This window comes from Pseudomonas sp. FeS53a, from assembly GCF_000931385.1.
In the GTDB taxonomy this organism is placed as follows: domain Bacteria; phylum Pseudomonadota; class Gammaproteobacteria; order Pseudomonadales; family Pseudomonadaceae; genus Metapseudomonas; species Metapseudomonas otitidis.
Map to the genome: position 1 here is coordinate 61,628 of NZ_JYFT01000052.1, position 16,187 is coordinate 77,814.

The window sequence follows — 16,187 nt, forward strand, 5'->3', positions numbered from 1 at the left end:
TCAGGGCTGGGCGAGGAAGCGCAGCACCGACTCGCAGATCATCGCCTTGTGCCGCGCCTTCACCTGCTCGTCGGTGAGATCGATCTCGAAGATCTGCCCGAAGGTGTTGCGATTGGACACCCGGTAGAAGCAGAACGAACTGATCAGCAGGTGCAGGTCCAGCGCCTGGATGCCCGGCCGGAATGCACCCTCGGCCTGGCCGCGCTGGATGATCTCGCCCATGGCATCGAGGATCGTGCTGCTCATGGTGCGGATGGTCCTGGACTGCCGCACGTACTCCCCGTAGTGGATGTTCTCGATGCAGACGATGCGCACGAAATCCACGTTGCGGTCGTGGTGGTCGAAGGTGAACTCCACCAGTCGCTGGATCGCCTCGCGGGGCGGCAGTTCGGCCAGGTGCAGCTGCGCCTCGGTGCCACGGATATCGCCGTAGAGCTTCTCCAGCACCTCCAGGTAGAGCTGCTCCTTGCTGCCGAAGTAGTAGTAGATCATCCGCTTGGAGGTCTGCATGCGCTCGGCGATGGCGTCGACCCGGGCGCCCGAAAGCCCCTGCTGGACGAACTCGACGATGGCCGCCTTGAGGATGTCCTCGCGGGTCTTCTCGGGGTTGTTCTTGCGTCCTTTGCGGGGGGCCTCGGCGGGGGTGTCTGGCAGTTCTGTCGTTATTGTCATGGTGGGCTCACGGCCTGCGGAAACCGGCCGATTATGGGCGGCTCAACCCGGAGGGGGAAGCCTGGCGCACGCGGCGCCAGGCTGCCTGGGTTAGAGCCTGACCTTCGCCGGCGCCCCGCTGCGGGCCTTGGCCATGGCCGCCAGGCGCACCGCAACGTTGGCCGCCCCGTAGCCGGCGTAGCCGTTGCGGCGCTGCAGGACCTCGAAGAAGAAGCGCCCCTCGAACGGCTCGGTGTACACGTGAAACAGCTCGCCGCCCTGGGCGTCGCGGTCGTAGAGCACGTTGTAATAGGCCAGTTCGCTGAGGAATTCGTCATCGAAATCGAAGCGCGCGGCCAGGTCGTCGTAGTAGTTCAGCGGAATGTCCAGCAGCGGCACCCCCGCCTCCTTGGCCCGGCTCACCTCGGCGAAGATGTCCTCGCAGGCGAAGGCGATGTGGTGGGCACCCGAGCCCCGGTAGCTGGAAAGCGCGTGGGAGATGGCGGTGTTGCGGTTCTCCGAGATGTTCAGCGGCAGGCGGATGCTGCTGCAGCGGCTGCGCAGCGCCCGGCTCTTCACCAGGCCGTACGGGTCCGGCAACACCACCTCGTCGTCGGCCTCGAAGTCCAGCACGCTCTTGTAGAACAGCACCCAGCTGTCCAGGCCGTCCGCCGGCAGCGCCAGGGCCATGTGATCGATGCGCTGCAGGGCGCCGCTCTGAGTGGCATGGGCGTCGAGCACGAAGTCGCTGTCGTAGATGGTCTGCCCGGCCGGAGCCTGCTCCACCAGGTACAGCAGGCTACCGTCGGGGGCGCGTACGGCGGGGATTTCCCGCTCGTTGGGCCCCACCAGCCCACGGAACGGCTGGCCCCGGTACTCCCGGGCACGCTCCAGGGCGTGGCTGCTGTCGTCCACCCGCAGCGCGGTGGCACACAGCGAAGGGCCGTGGGCCTCGAAGTAGCCATGGGCGAAGGAATAGGGCTCGGCATTGAGCACGATGTTGATGTCCCCCTGGCGCAGCAGGCTCACATCCTTGGAGCGATGCCGCCCGGCGCGGGCGAAGCCCAGGCGTTCCAGCCAGCCGGCCAGCTTCGCGCCCTGGGCCTCGTCCACGGCGAACTCGAGGAACTCCACCCCGGCGTAATGGCTGGCCGGCAGCGGCGCGAAGAGGATGTCGAGGTTGGCCGGCGGTACCGGGTCCTTCTGCAGCAGCGCGCGGGTCTTCTCCTCCAGGTAGAGCAGCGAGCGCAGGCCGTCCGCCGCATTGGCACGGGGCGGCGCAGCGCGGAAACCATCGTTGAAGATCTCCAGGGACAGCGGGCCGGTGTAGCCGCTGCGCAGGATCGACGCCAGGAAGCCCGGCAGGTCGAATTCACCCTGCCCCGGGAAGCAGCGGAAGTGCCGGCTCCACTCCAGCACGTCCATGTTCAGCAGCGGCGCATCGGCCATCTGCACGAAGAAGATCTTGTCCCCCGGAATGTCGGCGATGCCGCCCGGGTCCTCCTTGATCGACAGGGTGTGGAAGCTGTCCAGCAACACCCCGAGAGCCGGGTGATCGGCCTGGCGGACGATGTCCCACACCTGCTGCCAGCTGTTCACGTGGCGGCCCCAGGCCAGGGCCTCGTAGCCGATGCGCAGGTCTCGCGCGCCGGCCCGCTCGGCCAGCAGGCGCAGGTCGTCCACCAGGATGCGTTCGTCCGCCAGGGCATCGGCCTGGACGTTGCTGCACACCAGCACCAGGTCGGTGCCCAGCTCCTGCATCAGGTCGAACTTGCGCTCGGCGCGGTCGAGGTTCCTCTGCAGGCGCTCGCGGCGGCAGCCCTCGAAGTCACGGAACGGCTGGAACAGGGTGATGGCCAGCCCCAGGTCCGCGCACATCTGGCGGATTTCCCGGGGGCTGCCGGCGTAGTACAGCAGGTCGTTCTCGAAGATCTCGACGCCATCGAAGCCGGCAGCGGCGATGGCTTCGAGTTTTTCCGGCAGGGTACCGCTCAGGGAGACGGTGGCAATGGAACGCTGCATGTTCAGCTCCTGGTAGAGGGCCGGCACAATGGCCAGCGGCGGACCCGGGTCGCTGCGTGAGCACACGCAAAACCCTTTCGTTCTTGTGGCCGGATGGATTATTCGCGCGTAAAGTCAGCGCCTCAATCAAAATGTACGAACTGGTTAGTTTTGTGTTCGATCATCGAACAGAAGGCCGGTAATCGAATTGACGCTTTTTCGATCACTGCGCAACATGCCTCCCATGTTGCAGGTCTCCCCGCCGGTCGGCGCCTCTGCCGAACCCGCCGCCCGGCTGGCCCTGCGATGGCATACACGCGTCACGACATAACAATTTCAAGAACGGGTACCTGCTCATGCTCACCTCCGCCCTGCACTCCATCCGCATCCCTTGCACCCCGGCCCTGCCCCGCCCAGCGCGACCTGCCGAGCCCGTCTGACCCCGCATCCCCGACACCGAGAATGGCCCCGACCGGACGTCACCTGACGCGCCGGCCACGACCCGACTCCGCCCCACTGCGCGCGTGCCGCCCCGGACCTGTCCAAGGGCGAAGCGCAGGGGCGACAGCACAATAAAAACGGAGACAACGATGGCGACTTCCTCCTCGAACCAGGCCAAGAAAGCGACGGCCAGCGGCTGGATCGGCTCCGCCCTGGAGTACTACGACTTCTTCATCTACGCCCAGGCTGCGGCCCTGATCTTCCCGCAGATCTTCTTCCCCAACAGCGACCCCAAGATGGCAATCATCGCCTCCCTGGCCACCTACGGCGTCGGCTACCTGGCCCGCCCAATCGGTGCCTTCGTGCTGGGCCACTGGGGCGACACTCGGGGCCGCAAGAACGTCCTGCTGCTTTGCATGTTCCTGATGGGCATCTCCACCATGGCGGTGGGCCTGCTGCCGACCTACCACGACATCGGCATCCTCGCGCCCACCGCCCTGGTGATCCTGCGCCTGGTGCAGGGCTTCGCAGTGGCCGGCGAGATCTCCGGCGCCAGCTCGATGATCATGGAGCACGCCCCCTTCGGCCGGCGCGGCTACTACGCCAGCTTCACCCTGCAGGGCGTGCAGGCCGGCCAGGTGATGGCCGCCGCGGTGTTCCTGCCGCTGGCCTACTTCATGCCCAGTGAGGCCTTCAACGAATGGGGCTGGCGCATTCCCTTCCTGATGAGCGCGTTCGTGCTGGTGGCCGGCTTCATCATCCGCCGCGAGGTTCACGAAACCCCGGCCTTCGTCCAGGAAGAGAACCAGCAGAAGGTCGCCAAGTCGCCGGTCTCCGAGGCCTTCCGCCACAGCTGGAAGCACATGGTGCTGGTGATGTTCATGGCCCTGATGAACGTGATCCCGGTGGTCGCCACCATCTTCGGCGCCGCCTATGCCGTGCAGCCAGCCTATGGCATCGGCTTCGACAAGAGCGTCTACCTGTGGATCCCGGTGGTGGGCAACATCGTTGCCGTGCTGGTCATCCCCTTCGTCGGCAACCTCTCCGACAAGATCGGCCGCCGCCCGACCATGATCACCGGCTGCCTGGGCTCCGGCCTGCTCGCCTTCGGCTACCTCTACGCCATCAGCATCCAGAACGTGCCACTCGCCTTCGCCCTGTCGATCCTCATGTGGGGCATGGTCTACCAGGGCTACAACGCGGTGTTCCCGAGCTTCTACCCGGAGCTGTTCCAGACCCGCTACCGCGTCTCCGCCATGGCCATCGCACAGAACATCGGCACCATGCTCACCGCCATGCTGCCGGCCCTGTTCGCCGCCGTCGCTCCGCCCGGCTCGGACAACATCCCGGTGGTGATCGGCAGCCTCGCCTTCCTCATCACCTGCGTCTGCGCCCTGGCCGCCTACCTGGCGCCGGAAACCCACCGCCTGGCCATGGACGACCTCGGCAAGCCCGACGCCCAGCCGATGGACAAGCACCAGTACGAAGCCACCCGCCAGGGCAGCCTGCGCACCGCCGGCTGACCCTCCACCGCTCCATCCAGGGCCCCCGCATGGGGGCCTTGTTCGTTCCGGTTTTTTAAGGATGTACAGATCAGCGCCTGCAGAATAGGCACTCGCAGGCCTCCACTTCGGTGTTGTTCCCGGTTCGCTGGCGCGAGCCGATCACGCACTCAAGGCGCAGTGACCGCCTCCAGCATCGCGGTAACGGCCGCCTCCACCCCCTCGCGGTTACCGGTGGTGAGCAGGTCCAGGTGGAAGCCACGGGTGGCGGCCAGCAGCAGGCGGGTGCGCTGGCGGGCCGTGGGCAGGTCGAAGCCGGCGCGCTGGAAGACCTGCTGCAGGCGTTCCAGCCACCCCGTCACCACGCCGTCGAGGAAGGCCCCGGCGGCCTCGCGGTGACGCAAGGCATAGCCGTAGACCTCGATGTGCAGCTGGTAGAAGCGCAGGGCCTCCGCCGAGCTGTAGCGCTGCCACAACCCGTCCAGAAAGGTCCGCAGCGTCACGAGGCATTGCACCGCCTCGCTGCCTTCGGCGAACGCCGCCTGCTCGGTGCTGCGGGCGTGCTCAATGATGGCCGCCCAGACGCCGTCCTGGCTGCCGAAGTGGTAGATCAGCATGCGGTGGCTGATGCCGCTGGTCTCGGCGATGGCCCGCAGGGAGCGGTAGGCGAAGCCGTTTTCCAGCACATCGGCCAGCACCTTCTGCAGCACATCGATGGGCGGGCGCTTGATGCTGGGCGGCGAGGCGGCAGACGGATCGCTCATGGGGGCTCTCGTGGCAATGAAGGCCGCGACTATTCCACCGCCCACCCCACCATGCAAGGGACAACTTGCGCGGCGCGATAAAGTGCGTACCATTTGGTACGCACTTCAATCACAACAAGGAACTGCCCATGTCCCCTGCCCCGTCCATCAGCACCGAGGAATACCTGGCCCGCCGTGAACGCCTGCAAGCGCTGCTCCGGGAGCTGGACGCCGCGCAGTTCGTCGCCACCCAGGCCGAGAGCATCTACTACCTGTGCGGCGCCACCTACGAGGCGCTGGAGCGGCCGTTCTTCCTCATCCTGCCGGCACGCGGCCCGGTGCGCCTGGTGCTGCCGGAGCTGGAGCGGGAGCACCTGCGCAAGGCCAGAGGAATCGGGCCGGACGCCCTTCACTGCTACCGGGACTACCCCGCCCCGAGCGGCCAGTGCTGGCAATCGGTGCTCGCCGAGCACGGCGGCCTGACGCGCGGGTTCCTCTACGAAGCCGGATGCCCCGCACGGGTCGCCGATTGGCTGCGGGACCAGGGGGGTCGGCCGGGCGAACCGGTGGAGCAGCTGCGGCTGGTCAAGTCCCCCACCGAGATCACCCTGATCCGCCGCGCCGCCCACTACGCCGACCGGGGCGTGGCCGAGCTGTTCGCCCATTCCTACTACGGCGCCACCGTGGCCGAAGGCTTCGCCCGCACCAGCCAGGTGACCCAGGCCATCATCCGCGAGACGCCGAACTGGGACGCCCTCGCCACCCGCGTGCTGATGGCCAGCTTCCCCGCCCCGCTGAGCGCCATGCCCCACGCCGTGCCGTCGCCTGGCGACCGCCTGCTGGCAGGCCCCCACGTGACCCTGGTGCTGACGCGAGTGAACGGCTACGCCGCCGAGAGCGAGCGCACCTACTTCACCGCCCCGCCCACGCGCCAGGAGCGTCAGCTGTTCGCGCTGATGGTCCAGGCCCGGCGCATCGGCCTCGGGCTGTTGCGACCGGGCGTGGCCTGCGCGGAGATCGACGCGCAGATCAACGCCTTCCTCGCCCGCGAGGGCGTCGGCAGCCCGGCGCAGCGCCTGCACCGCTGCGGCCACGGCTTCGGCCTGGGCAACCATGAAGGCCCCTGGCTGGCCGAGGGCTCGGACGACGTGCTGGCCGCCGGCATGGTCGTTTCCATGGAGCCGGGCATCTACCTGCAAGGCGTGGGCGGCTATCGCCACTCCGACACGCTGCTGATCACCGAGGACGGCTTCGAGCCACTGACCCACGCCCCCGGCCTCGACGAACCCCTGGTGCTGCAACGCCGTTCCCTGCGCCAGCGGGTCTACCACCACCTGGTGAGCCGCGCCCTGGGGCTGGAGCGACAAGCCGGCTAGGGCACCGACTGCGCCGGCAACCGCTCGGCAAGGTCCTGCCCGTGTCGGACGAAGTGCCGGCTCCAGGCCCAGACCCCGGCCATGCAGAGGATCAACCCCGCCAGCATGCCCAGGTAGCCCAAGCGGTCGAGCAGGATACCGGCGAGCATCGGCACCAGGGTGCGGGTCAGCACGAACAGGCTCGATTGCAGGCCGTAGTCGACAGCGGTCAGGCCGGCGCGGGTGTGGTTCATCATCATCCCGAACAGCAGGCCGGCCGAGGCGCCCATCACCAGTGCCAGCAGCAGGGTGCAGGCTACCAGCCAGGGCACGCCCGCTCCGCTGGTCACCGTGCCGGCCAGGGCGCCGAGGGCTGCCACGCCGGCCAGGGCGCAGGCCGGCAGGGCCCGCTGCAATCCGCTGCGCCGGGCCAGGTGGCCGCCGAGCGCACTGCCCACGGCCCCCACCACACCGCCAAGCACGCCGGCGACCAGCGCCACCTGCTCGGGCGGCAGGCCATGGTCCAGCAGCAAGGGCTTGAGGTAGACCCAGGCGGCGCCGATGAAGGGGAAGTAGAGCATCAGCATCACCACCCAGCGGCGCCGCTCGGTGCTGCTGAAATAGGCCAGCCATTGGCCGACGCCCACCTGCCGGGCCTGCACGCCATCCGCCTGCGCCAGGGTGGCCCGCGGGATCAGCCACAGGCCCAGGGCGGCCAGCAGCAGCCCGCCGCTCAGCGCCCAGAACGGCCAGGCCCAGCCGGCACGCGCCTGCAGCATCAGCATCACCCCGCCACCCACCACCGCCCCCAGGGAGCTGGCGGCGGAGCGGATGATACCGGCGCGCTGGCGCTCCTCCGCCGGCAAACAGCGGATCGCCAGGGCGTTGACCGGCGCATCGGCCCAGGTGCCGAGCAGGCTGGCCAGCATGGCCAGGGCGAACAGCGGCACGAAGCCGGCCTGCTCGATGCCCAGGCAGGCCAGACCGACGAGACTGGCGGCATAACCGGCCATCAGCACCAAACTCCAGTGGCGATAGCCGGGCGCGCCCCGGGCCCAGCGGTCCACCGGGGCGCCAAGCACGAACTTGAGCACCGCCGGCAGCCCGGCCAGCTGGAACAGGCCGATCTCGGTGCCACTCCAGCCGTGCTGGCGCATCACCAGCGGCAAGCCGAGGTAGAGGTAGATCAACGGCGCGGTCATGGCGAAGTTGACCCAGCCCAGCAGCAGTTGCAGGGGCCAGTGGGAAGGGTTCGGGCGGTCCATGTCAGAGCTTCCAGGTCACGCGCACGCCGAGTTCGCGAGGCGGGCTGTAGACGGTGATGAAACCGTTCTGGTAGCCCACCGCGTCGTACTCGCGGTCAGCCAGGTTGTTCACGTAGCCGCTCAGCTCCCACTGCTCGTAGCGCACGCCGGCGCTGAGGTTGACCAGTGCGTAGCCGTTGCGGGTGTACTGGTTGGCGGCGTCCAGGTAGACCTTGTCGCTGCCCACCAGGTTGCCCTGCACGTACCAGCCTTCCGGGTCGTCGTAGCGCAGGCCCAGGTAGCCGGTGAGGTCGGGGGCGAAGGGGTTGTGGTGCCCGTCGTAGCGGGCGCGGCCGTCCTGGAAGCTGTCGAAGCGCGTGCGGTTCCAGGCCAGCCCGGTCTGTACGCTCCAGCGGGCGCTGAGCAGGTACTCGGCATCCAGGTCCAGCCCCTTGGACGTAGCACTGGCGGCGCTGGTGATGTACTGCACGCCCGGGCTGGGCATCTGCATCACCTGCATGTCGGTGACGTCCATGTAGTACGCCGCCAGCGAGTAGCGCAGGCGCTCCTCCAGGGTCCGGCCCTTGATGCCGAGTTCATAGGACCAGACCTTCTCCGGCTCGAACGCGGCGTAGTGGGTGGCGGCCGAGAGCACGTTGAAACCGCCGTTGCGTACGCCCTTGCTGGCACTGAGGTAGACCTGGTTCTGCTCGGCGAAGGCGTACTGCAGCGCCACCTTCGGCGAGAACGACGACCAGCTCCGGGACTGGTTGGCATCGCCACGGGGGTCGATGCCCACCCGGTAGCGCTCCACCCGCCCGCCCAGGGAAAGGGTCCAGTCCGGCGTCAGGTGCAGGTTCCAATGGCTGAAGGCGGCCAGCGTGCGGCTGCTCTGGTCCAGGCGCAGTTCCTGGACGAAGGGGCCGCGCTGGCTGACGTTGCGCAGGTCGTTTTCGGAGCTGTCGGCGTAGACCCCGGCCAACCAGTCGGCGAGGCCCCACTGCCCTTCCAGGCGCAGTTCCTGGGACAGGGTGCGCAGGCGCAGGTCGCGGGCAATCATCGACAGGTTGGCCGGCAGGAAGTCGGTGTCCTGCTGGATGCGGTCGTGGAAGTCGTTGTAGGCGGTGATCGAGCGCAGGTTCAGGTCATCCCCCAGGCTGTGGCCGATGTTCAGCGACAGGGTCTGGCCCCATGAGCGGTTCCAGCTGTCGGTGCCCGAGGCCACGTGGTTGCGCCGCGCCGTGGGCGCGCCCCACAGCGAGGCGTCGTCGTCATAGGCCTGGCGCGCATAGCGCAGCACCATGTCGGTGCCCTCCTGGGGCACCAGGCGCAGACCGGCGTTGAGGTTGTAGCGTTCGCGGTCATCGGCCTGCTTGCCGAGGGTGTCGTTGCGGATGAAACCGTCCTGGCGTTGCCACTCGCCCGAGACGCTGCCGAACAGCCGCTCGTCCACCAGCGGGCTGCTCAGAGCGAATCGCGTGGCGCGCTTGTCGCGGCTGCCCGCTTCGGCGGACACGCTGGCCCGCGCCAGCTCGTCCATCGGCTTGCTGTACACCGCGATCACCCCGGCCTCGGCATTGCGCCCGTAGAGGGTCGACTGCGGCCCGCGCAGCACCTCGATGCGGTCGATGTCGATGAAGCGGTTCTCGAAGCCCTGGGCGGTGAGGGTCGGCACGTCGTCCACCAGCATCAGCGTCGAGGTGGACAGCGCATTGAAGTTGGCAGTGAGGCCCCGCATCACCGGGGAGTTGATGCCCGACTGGCCGAAGGGCTGGAACGACAGCCCCGGCACTCGCCCTTCCAGCTGTTCGAAGCCGGTGATGTGCTCGTCTTCCAGGGTCTGTCCATCGATCACCTTGACGCTGGTCGGCACCGCGTCGAGGCTGCGCGGGACCTTTTCGGCGTTGACGCTGACCTCGGGCAGGCTCAATGCCTCTGCGGCCTGGAGGGCCGGGCAGGACAACGCCAGCGCGGTGCTGACCCAGACGTGGGTGGGGGTACGACGACTTCTGACCATCGCGAATCTTCCTTGTTGGCGCCTGGCGCCGTTACTGAGTGGGTTGGGCCAGCAGCCGCGCGTAGGCATCGCAGCGGGCCAGCAGGGTCGAATGGGTGCCCTGGTCGCGCACCTGCCCGTCTTCGAGCAGCACCACCCGGTCGGCCTGGGCGATGGTGCTGGGGCGGTGGGCGATGAGCAGCAGCGTGCGCTGCCCGCGCAGGCCCAGCAGGGCCTGCTGCAGGGCGTGCTCGCTGTGGGCGTCGAGGCTGGAGGAGGCTTCGTCCATCACCAGCACCGGCGCCTGCGACAGCAGCGCACGGGCGATGGCGATGCGCTGGCGCTGGCCGCCGGACAGGCGCGCGCCGCCCTCGCCGCAGCGGGTCTGGTAGCCCTCCGGCAAGGCCTGGATGAAGTCGTGCGCCTGGGCCTGGCGGGCGGCGGCTTCGATCTCCTCGGCGGTGGCATCAGGGCGAGCCAGGCGCAGGTTGCCCTCGATGCTGTCGTCGAACAGGTAGGCATCCTGGCCGACCCAGGCGATGCCCTGGCGCAACCCGGCCAGGGGGATGTCACGCACATCCACGCCGCCGACGCGGATGGCCCCGCCTTCGACGTCGTAGAAGCGCATCAGCAGGTTGGCGCAAGTGGTCTTGCCGGCCCCCGAGGCCCCCACCAGCGCCACCATCTCGCCAGGGCGGACCAGGAAGTCGACGCCCTGCAGGACCGGGCGACCACCATGGCTGAAGCGCACCTGATCGAACTCCAGGCGCGCGCCCTGGGGCTGCTGGCAGCCCTGGTCACGCACCCGGGGCGGCTGGCGCAACAGCCCCAGGACCCGCCCGGCGCTGGCGCGCACGGCGCCGAGCTGGCCGGCCTCGCGGGCCACGTCGGCCATGGGCAGCAGGGCCGCGCCGACCAGCATCACCGCCAGGGGCAGTTGTGCCAGGTCCAGCAGGCCGATCTGCAGCAGCCAGGCGCCACAGGCCAGCGCACTCACCAGGGCCAGGGCCTGGATCAGCTCGATCACCCCCTGCTCGGCGCCGCTGCGCAGGGCATAGCGGCGCTGCTCCAGCCGCAGCCGGGCCAGCAGGCGACCCAACCGCGCGTGCCAGGCCGCCTCCTGGTTGAACAGGAGGATCTCCCGGCGCGCCTCGATGCCTTCCAGCACTTCGGCGTTGAGCCCGGCCAGCGCCTCGTTCATCGCCCGACCCTGGCGCAGGGCGCGCCCGCCAAGCCAGAACGGCACGCTGGCCAGGGCCGCCAGGAACGGCAGCAGCGCCAGGGTCAGCCAGGGCTGGATGGCGGCCAGGGCCAGCAGCGCCAACAGCGGCACCAACACGGCGCCGATGGCATCGGTGAGGGTGTGGGCGAAGAAGTGCTCCAGGGCCTGGGCGTCGTTGAGCGCTACGTTGGCCTGCTCCCCTCGCCGCACCCCGGCCTGCACGTCCGGTGCGGCCCGCTCCAATCCCTCGTAGCTGCCGACCTGCAGGGTCTCGATCAGGTGGAAGGCGAACACATGGGAGACATGGGCCTGCCACCAGCGTCCACCGGCACCGGCCAGGGCACAGGCGAGCATCGCCGCCGCCACCGGCTGCCACAGGCTGGCCGGGGCATCGGTCAGCACCAGGCCGATCAACCAGCCCCCAAGGGCCAGGCTGCCCACCATGCCGGCCTGGGCCACCAGGGTGGCGACCAGGGTTTGCGCCAACAGCGCCGGCTGCCCGGCCGACAGCCGCAGCAGGTCGCTCCAGCGGCTGCCTTCGCCGGCGCGGATCGCATGGGGATTGCCTTTCATGCCAGGGCTCCTTCGCTCAGGGGTTGGGTTTCGTGGGCGTGCTGCAGGGCCCAGAGGCGCGCATACAGGCCCTGGCGGGCCAGCAGGCTGCGGTGGTCGCCGCTTTCCACCAGGCGCCCCTGGTCCAGCACCAGGATGCGGTCGGCATGGCGCACGGTGGCCAGGCGGTGGGCGATCACCAGCATCGAGCGCTGCCCGCGCAGGCGCTCGATGGCCGCACCGATATGCGCCTCGCTGGCCACGTCGACGTTGGCGGTGGCCTCGTCGAGCAGCAGGATCGGCGCGCCCTTGAGCCAGGCACGGGCAATGGCCACGCGCTGGCGCTGGCCGCCGGAGAGCCGGTTGCCGCCCTCGCCCACCGGGGTCGCCAGGCCGTGCGGGAGGCTGGCGACCCAGGGCTCCAGCGAGGCCAGCCGGCAGGCTTCGGCCAGGGCCTCAGGGCTGGCGTCCGCCGCACTCATGCGCAGGTTGTCCTCCAGGCTGCCGTGCAGCAGCACGCTCTGCTGGAACACCCCGCTGACGCGCTGGTAGAGGTCGGCTGAGCGCAGGTGACGGATGTCCACGCCGTCGAGGGTGACGCGCCCTTCCTGGGGGGCGATGAAGCGCATCAGCAGCGCTGCCAGGGTGGACTTGCCCGCCCCGGAGGGGCCCACCACGGCCACGCACTGGCCGGGTTCCAGGGTGAAGCTGAGGTTCTGCAAGGCCGGGGCCTGGCTGCCAGGCCAGCGGAAGGTGACGCCCTCGAAGGCCACCTCATGGCCGGCCGGCAACGGCTCGGGCCGGGCCGGCTCGGGCACCGGCGGCTGCGCTGCCAGCAGCTCGGCCACCGGGGCGGCGGCGCCGTTGCCCGACCAGGCGACGTGGAAGGTCTTGTCCAGCTTCTCCAGGGTGCGGAACGCCTCGCGGGCCAGCAGCACAGCAGCGAACAGGGCGAAGGCCGACAGCTCGCCGGCACCGGCGCGCTGGACGCTGAGCAGCGTGACCAGCGCCAGGCCGCCGAGGCTGAGCAACCCGGTGACGCCATTGCGCATCAGGATGCCGTGCAGCACCTCCATCGCCTGCCGGCGCAGGTCGCGAGCCTGGTCGCGCAGGGCGTCGCGGCGCCGGTCCTGGGCGTTGAAGGCCTTGAGGGTGGTGACGCCACGCAGGCTATCCAGCAGGTGCGCCGAGAAGCGCCCGATGCTGGCGAACAGCCCACCGGCCGAGGGGCGCCGCCAGCGCAGCCAGAGGCGATCCACGAAGGGCAGCGACAAGGCGCCCACGGCGGCAACCAGGGCCGAGCGCGGGTCGAACAGCGCCATCAGCGCAAGCAGGCCGCTGCCCCCCAGGGCCGCGCCGATCACCGCCGGGATGTAGCGGCTGTAGTAGGCCTGCAGGGCCTCGACGTTGTGGATCAGGGTGGTGCTCAGCCCGGCGCTGTCATGCTCGCCGGGCGCCTGCCCGGCCACCCGCAGCACCTGGGGCAACAGGCGCTGGCGCAGGTGTTGCCGGGTCAGCCCGGCGACCCGCATGGCCAGCACCTCGGCCCCGCCGTTGAGGGCGATGCGCAGCAGCGTCAGGCCGAGGAAGGCACCCAGGGGCGTCCACAGCGCCGCCAGCGGCTGGCCCTCGAACAGGCCGGCCAGGGCCCAGGCCAGGCAAAGGGCCAGGCCGGCGTTGCAGGCGCTGACCGCGAGCTGGCCGCAAGCAGCCAGGGCGATGGCCGGGCGCAATGGCCGCGAGAGGTTCCACAGCACACGGCTCATGCGACCTCCCCAGCATCGCCGCGCACCGCCCAGATGCGCTGGATGGGCAGGCCGCGCAGCGGCGCGGACTCGATCTGCTGCCAGCCCTGCTCCTCCAGCAGGCGCTGCACCGCGCCCAGGGCATGGCAGTCGCCGGCCTCGGTCAGGCTGAGCATCTGCGCGGCGAACAGGCGCGGAATGGGCTCCTGCTCCGCCGGCGCGTCCGAGCGCATGAAGCCGGCGATGAGCAACCGCCCGCCCGGTTTCAGCCAGGCCTGCAGGCGGCCCAGCAGGCGCCGGCATTCGGCCTCGTCGAAGTGGTGCAGGACCTGGCTGAGGATGATCAGGTCCACCGGTTCACCCGGCTCCACGGTGAAGATGTCGGCACCGATGAAGCGTGTGCGTTCGCGCACCCCGAAGGTCTCGGCGGTGCTCCAGAACAGCTCGGCACTGGCTGGCCAGTCCACCCCGCAGAGGCTCGCCGTCGAGCACTCGGCCGCCAGGGTGAAGCCGTAGGTGCCGTTGCCGCAGGCCAGGTCCAGCACGCTCGGCTGCTGCCGCTGGGCCAGCCACGGCAGCACCTGCTGCGCCAGGCGCTGGGCGGTCACCCGCGCGGTGTTGGCGATGCCCCGGGAGAATTCGCCCCAGTACGGATGGTTGGCGGCCTCCAGGCCCTGGGGCAGGACGCTGCCACCGGCCACCACGGCGTCCTTGAAGTGGCGGAAGGCATCCCACATCAGGTCGGCGGTGTAGACCTGCGCCAGCCCACCCACGTAGTGCGGCGAGCTGCGCCGCAGAAAGCGTTCGGCCAGCTCACCCAGGCGGTAGTAGGCCTGCCCCGGCTCCTGGCGGAGCAGGCCCAGGCCGGCCAGGGCGTCCAGCAGGATGCGGGTGCCGCGCTCGCTGGCCCCGGTGCGCTCGGCCACGGTGCGGGCGCTGGCGCCCTCGCCCAGGTGGTCGAACACCTGCAGTTCGATGGCGGCCCGCAGCACGCCGGCCCGTTCGACGCCCATCAGCAGGTCGATCACCGGTTGCGCGGAGACCGCCGGGCGTGGCGCCTGCAGGCTCTGCAGCAGAGCCGCCTGGTCGACCTTGCCGGACGGCGCCAGCGGCAGCTCCGGCACGCAGGCCAGGGCGTCGGGCAACTGGCTGGGCTGGGCGCCCACTTCGTCATTGAGGAAGCCGCGCACCTGGGCGAGGGTCAGCGGCGGCTGCCCCGCCTTCATCACCACGAAGGCGTGCATGCGCGTGGCGCCGTCCTCCAGCGGGGCATTGAGGACCACGCACTGGGCGATGGCCGGATGCTCGCGCAGCAGGTGCGCCACCTCCACCAGGTTCACCTTGTGCCCGCCGCGCATCACGGTGTCGGCGCGGCGCCCGACGATGCGCAGCCGGCCATCGGCGTCCAGCTGGCCACGGTCGCCCAGGCGCACCCAGCCGTCCGGGTGGCGGTACTGGCGGTCCAGTTCGGGGGCGCGGTAGTAGCACAGCGGGGTCATCGGCCCCCGTGCCCAGATCTCCCCCACCTCGCCTGGCGCGCATTCGTGCCCCTGCTCGTCGCGGATGCTCAGGCTGACCACTGCAGGGTCGGGTCGCCCGACGGTCTGCACGGTCACCTCGGGGGCGTCGTCCAGAGCGGTGTGGCTGGCCACGCCGTCCGCCGAGCCGTAGGACTGCACCAGGGCACAGCCGAAGTGCCGGCGCACGCCGGCCAGGGTCTGGGTGCTGAGGGCCGAGCCGCCGCTGACGATGGCCTCCAGCGCGCTGAAATCCAGCGCCTGCCCTTGCGCCGATTGCAGCAGGGGGCTGGCCAGCAGCATGTCCACCATGTTGGGCCCGGCGAACAGGTGGGTAACGCGCTGCTGGGCGACCAGCCGCAGCACCGCATCGGCCTCGAAGCGGTCCAGGCAGATCAGCGCGCCACCCAGGGAAGCCAGGGTGCAAGGCGTGCCCAGGGAACCGAAGGGCGACGCCAGGGGCACGGCGAACAGCGCCCGCATGGCCTCGGGCTGGCGCGCCAGGCCGTTGAGGTAGGCACTCTGCCCGCCCACCAGGGCGTTGTGGGAATACAGCACCAGCTTGGGCTCGGACTCGGAGCCCGAGGAGGCGATCAGCCGGGCGCCGGCATCCGGGTCCACCCGCTGGCCTTCGGTGCTCCAGGCCGGCCCCTCCCAGCACTGGTCCAGATCCGGCCAGTCCTGGTAGCGCTCGCCGTGTACCAGCACATGGGCCAGCGCCGGCAACGCGGGGCGCAGGCCGTCCACCAGCGCGGCGTAGTCGGCTTCGCCCACCTGGCGCTTGCAGATCAGCACCCGTGCGGCGGACTTGCCGAGCATGGCGAGGGTGTCGCGCTTGCGCCGCCCCAGGGGGTACGGCAGCACGATGCCGCCCAGGGCCGCCACGGCCAGGTCCACGGCGCAGGCGCGCCAGCCATTGGGCAGGTTCACCGCCACCACCACGCCAGGCCCGACGCCGAGCTGGTGCAGCACCTGCGCCAGGCTGAGGCTGCGCGCCCGCAGCTGGGCGAAGCTCAGGCTCGCCGCCCCTTCGGTGACGGCGACCGCCAGGGGCCGTGAGCGGGCAATGTCGAGGAAGGACTCGAACAGACTCTTGTGGGGATAGATGCCCTCGGCCCGCCAGTGCGCGCGAAGGTGCGCGGGGACGCAGTCCGGCGCCGTGTAGCGGTCACCGGTGACAGGGGGCTGCACGGCGGACAGGTGTTCGTTTGCCATGGT

General features: G+C 70.0%; 10 protein-coding genes. 2 read left to right on the forward strand and 8 right to left on the reverse strand.

The features are described from left to right. Together SZ55_RS15115 and quiC are read right to left on the reverse strand one after the other, a co-directional pair. Positions 1 to 672 (reverse strand): TetR/AcrR family transcriptional regulator, encoded by a 672-nt coding sequence (locus tag SZ55_RS15115; RefSeq protein WP_044407605.1) that lies wholly within the window; start codon positions 670 to 672, stop codon positions 1 to 3. 90 nt (positions 673 to 762) lie between these two features. Beyond that, the gene (gene quiC, locus SZ55_RS15120) at positions 763 to 2,673 is read right to left on the reverse strand and encodes a 3-dehydroshikimate dehydratase QuiC (RefSeq protein WP_044407778.1); all 1,911 of its coding nucleotides are present in this window, start codon (positions 2,671 to 2,673) and stop codon (positions 763 to 765) included. A 569-nt stretch (positions 2,674 to 3,242) separates the two neighbouring features. Between quiC and SZ55_RS15130 the strand changes: the two genes are divergently transcribed. Further along, complete coding sequence (locus SZ55_RS15130; protein ID WP_044407610.1) at positions 3,243 to 4,616, forward strand: MFS transporter; 1,374 nt, start codon at positions 3,243 to 3,245, stop codon at positions 4,614 to 4,616. A gap of 149 nt (positions 4,617 to 4,765) precedes the next feature. On the opposite strand, the gene SZ55_RS15135 is transcribed toward SZ55_RS15130, so the two are convergent. After that, positions 4,766 to 5,359, reverse strand: coding sequence for a TetR/AcrR family transcriptional regulator (locus SZ55_RS15135; RefSeq protein ID WP_052807607.1), 594 nt, complete (start codon positions 5,357 to 5,359; stop codon positions 4,766 to 4,768). Between the two features lie 128 nt (positions 5,360 to 5,487). Between SZ55_RS15135 and SZ55_RS27125 the strand changes: the two genes are divergently transcribed. Continuing rightward, positions 5,488 to 6,714, forward strand: a complete 1,227-nt coding sequence (locus tag SZ55_RS27125) for a M24 family metallopeptidase (RefSeq protein ID WP_052807608.1) — start codon at positions 5,488 to 5,490, stop codon at positions 6,712 to 6,714. Here SZ55_RS27125 and SZ55_RS15145 read toward each other — a convergent pair. The 5 genes from SZ55_RS15145 to SZ55_RS27130 are packed head-to-tail and all read right to left on the reverse strand — an operon-like array spanning position 6,711 to position 16,184. Beyond that, positions 6,711 to 7,958, reverse strand: coding sequence for an MFS transporter (locus tag SZ55_RS15145; RefSeq protein WP_044407613.1), 1,248 nt, complete (start codon positions 7,956 to 7,958; stop codon positions 6,711 to 6,713). The two genes, SZ55_RS27125 and SZ55_RS15145, sit on opposite strands and share 4 nt — an antisense overlap. A gap of 1 nt (position 7,959) precedes the next feature. Continuing rightward, positions 7,960 to 9,954 (reverse strand): TonB-dependent receptor, encoded by a 1,995-nt coding sequence (locus SZ55_RS15150; RefSeq protein WP_052807609.1) that lies wholly within the window; start codon positions 9,952 to 9,954, stop codon positions 7,960 to 7,962. 31 nt (positions 9,955 to 9,985) lie between these two features. Then, positions 9,986 to 11,728 (reverse strand): ABC transporter ATP-binding protein, encoded by a 1,743-nt coding sequence (locus SZ55_RS15155; protein ID WP_044407616.1) that lies wholly within the window; start codon positions 11,726 to 11,728, stop codon positions 9,986 to 9,988. Beyond that, complete coding sequence (locus tag SZ55_RS15160; protein ID WP_044407619.1) at positions 11,725 to 13,473, reverse strand: ABC transporter ATP-binding protein; 1,749 nt, start codon at positions 13,471 to 13,473, stop codon at positions 11,725 to 11,727. Before SZ55_RS15160 ends, SZ55_RS15155 begins: the two co-directional genes overlap by 4 nt. Beyond that, positions 13,470 to 16,184, reverse strand: coding sequence for an AMP-binding protein (locus SZ55_RS27130; RefSeq protein WP_052807610.1), 2,715 nt, complete (start codon positions 16,182 to 16,184; stop codon positions 13,470 to 13,472). Before SZ55_RS27130 ends, SZ55_RS15160 begins: the two co-directional genes overlap by 4 nt. Positions 16,185 to 16,187 lie beyond the last annotated feature (3 nt).

Excerpts from the sequence above, each read along its gene's own strand:
- SZ55_RS15135 (WP_052807607.1), bottom strand. The coding sequence starts at position 5,359 with ATGAGCGATCCGTCTGCCGCCTCGCCGCCCAGCATCAAGCGCCCGCCC.
- SZ55_RS27125 (WP_052807608.1), top strand. The coding sequence starts at position 5,488 with ATGTCCCCTGCCCCGTCCATCAGCACCGAGGAATACCTGGCCCGCCGT.
- SZ55_RS15155 (WP_044407616.1), bottom strand. The coding sequence starts at position 11,728 with ATGAAAGGCAATCCCCATGCGATCCGCGCCGGCGAAGGCAGCCGCTGG.
- SZ55_RS15145 (WP_044407613.1), bottom strand. The coding sequence starts at position 7,958 with ATGGACCGCCCGAACCCTTCCCACTGGCCCCTGCAACTGCTGCTGGGC.
- SZ55_RS27130 (WP_052807610.1), bottom strand. The coding sequence starts at position 16,184 with ATGGCAAACGAACACCTGTCCGCCGTGCAGCCCCCTGTCACCGGTGAC.
- quiC (WP_044407778.1), bottom strand. The coding sequence starts at position 2,673 with ATGCAGCGTTCCATTGCCACCGTCTCCCTGAGCGGTACCCTGCCGGAA.
- SZ55_RS15160 (WP_044407619.1), bottom strand. The coding sequence starts at position 13,473 with ATGAGCCGTGTGCTGTGGAACCTCTCGCGGCCATTGCGCCCGGCCATC.
- SZ55_RS15115 (WP_044407605.1), bottom strand. The coding sequence starts at position 672 with ATGACAATAACGACAGAACTGCCAGACACCCCCGCCGAGGCCCCCCGC.
- SZ55_RS15130 (WP_044407610.1), top strand. The coding sequence starts at position 3,243 with ATGGCGACTTCCTCCTCGAACCAGGCCAAGAAAGCGACGGCCAGCGGC.
- SZ55_RS15150 (WP_052807609.1), bottom strand. The coding sequence starts at position 9,954 with ATGGTCAGAAGTCGTCGTACCCCCACCCACGTCTGGGTCAGCACCGCG.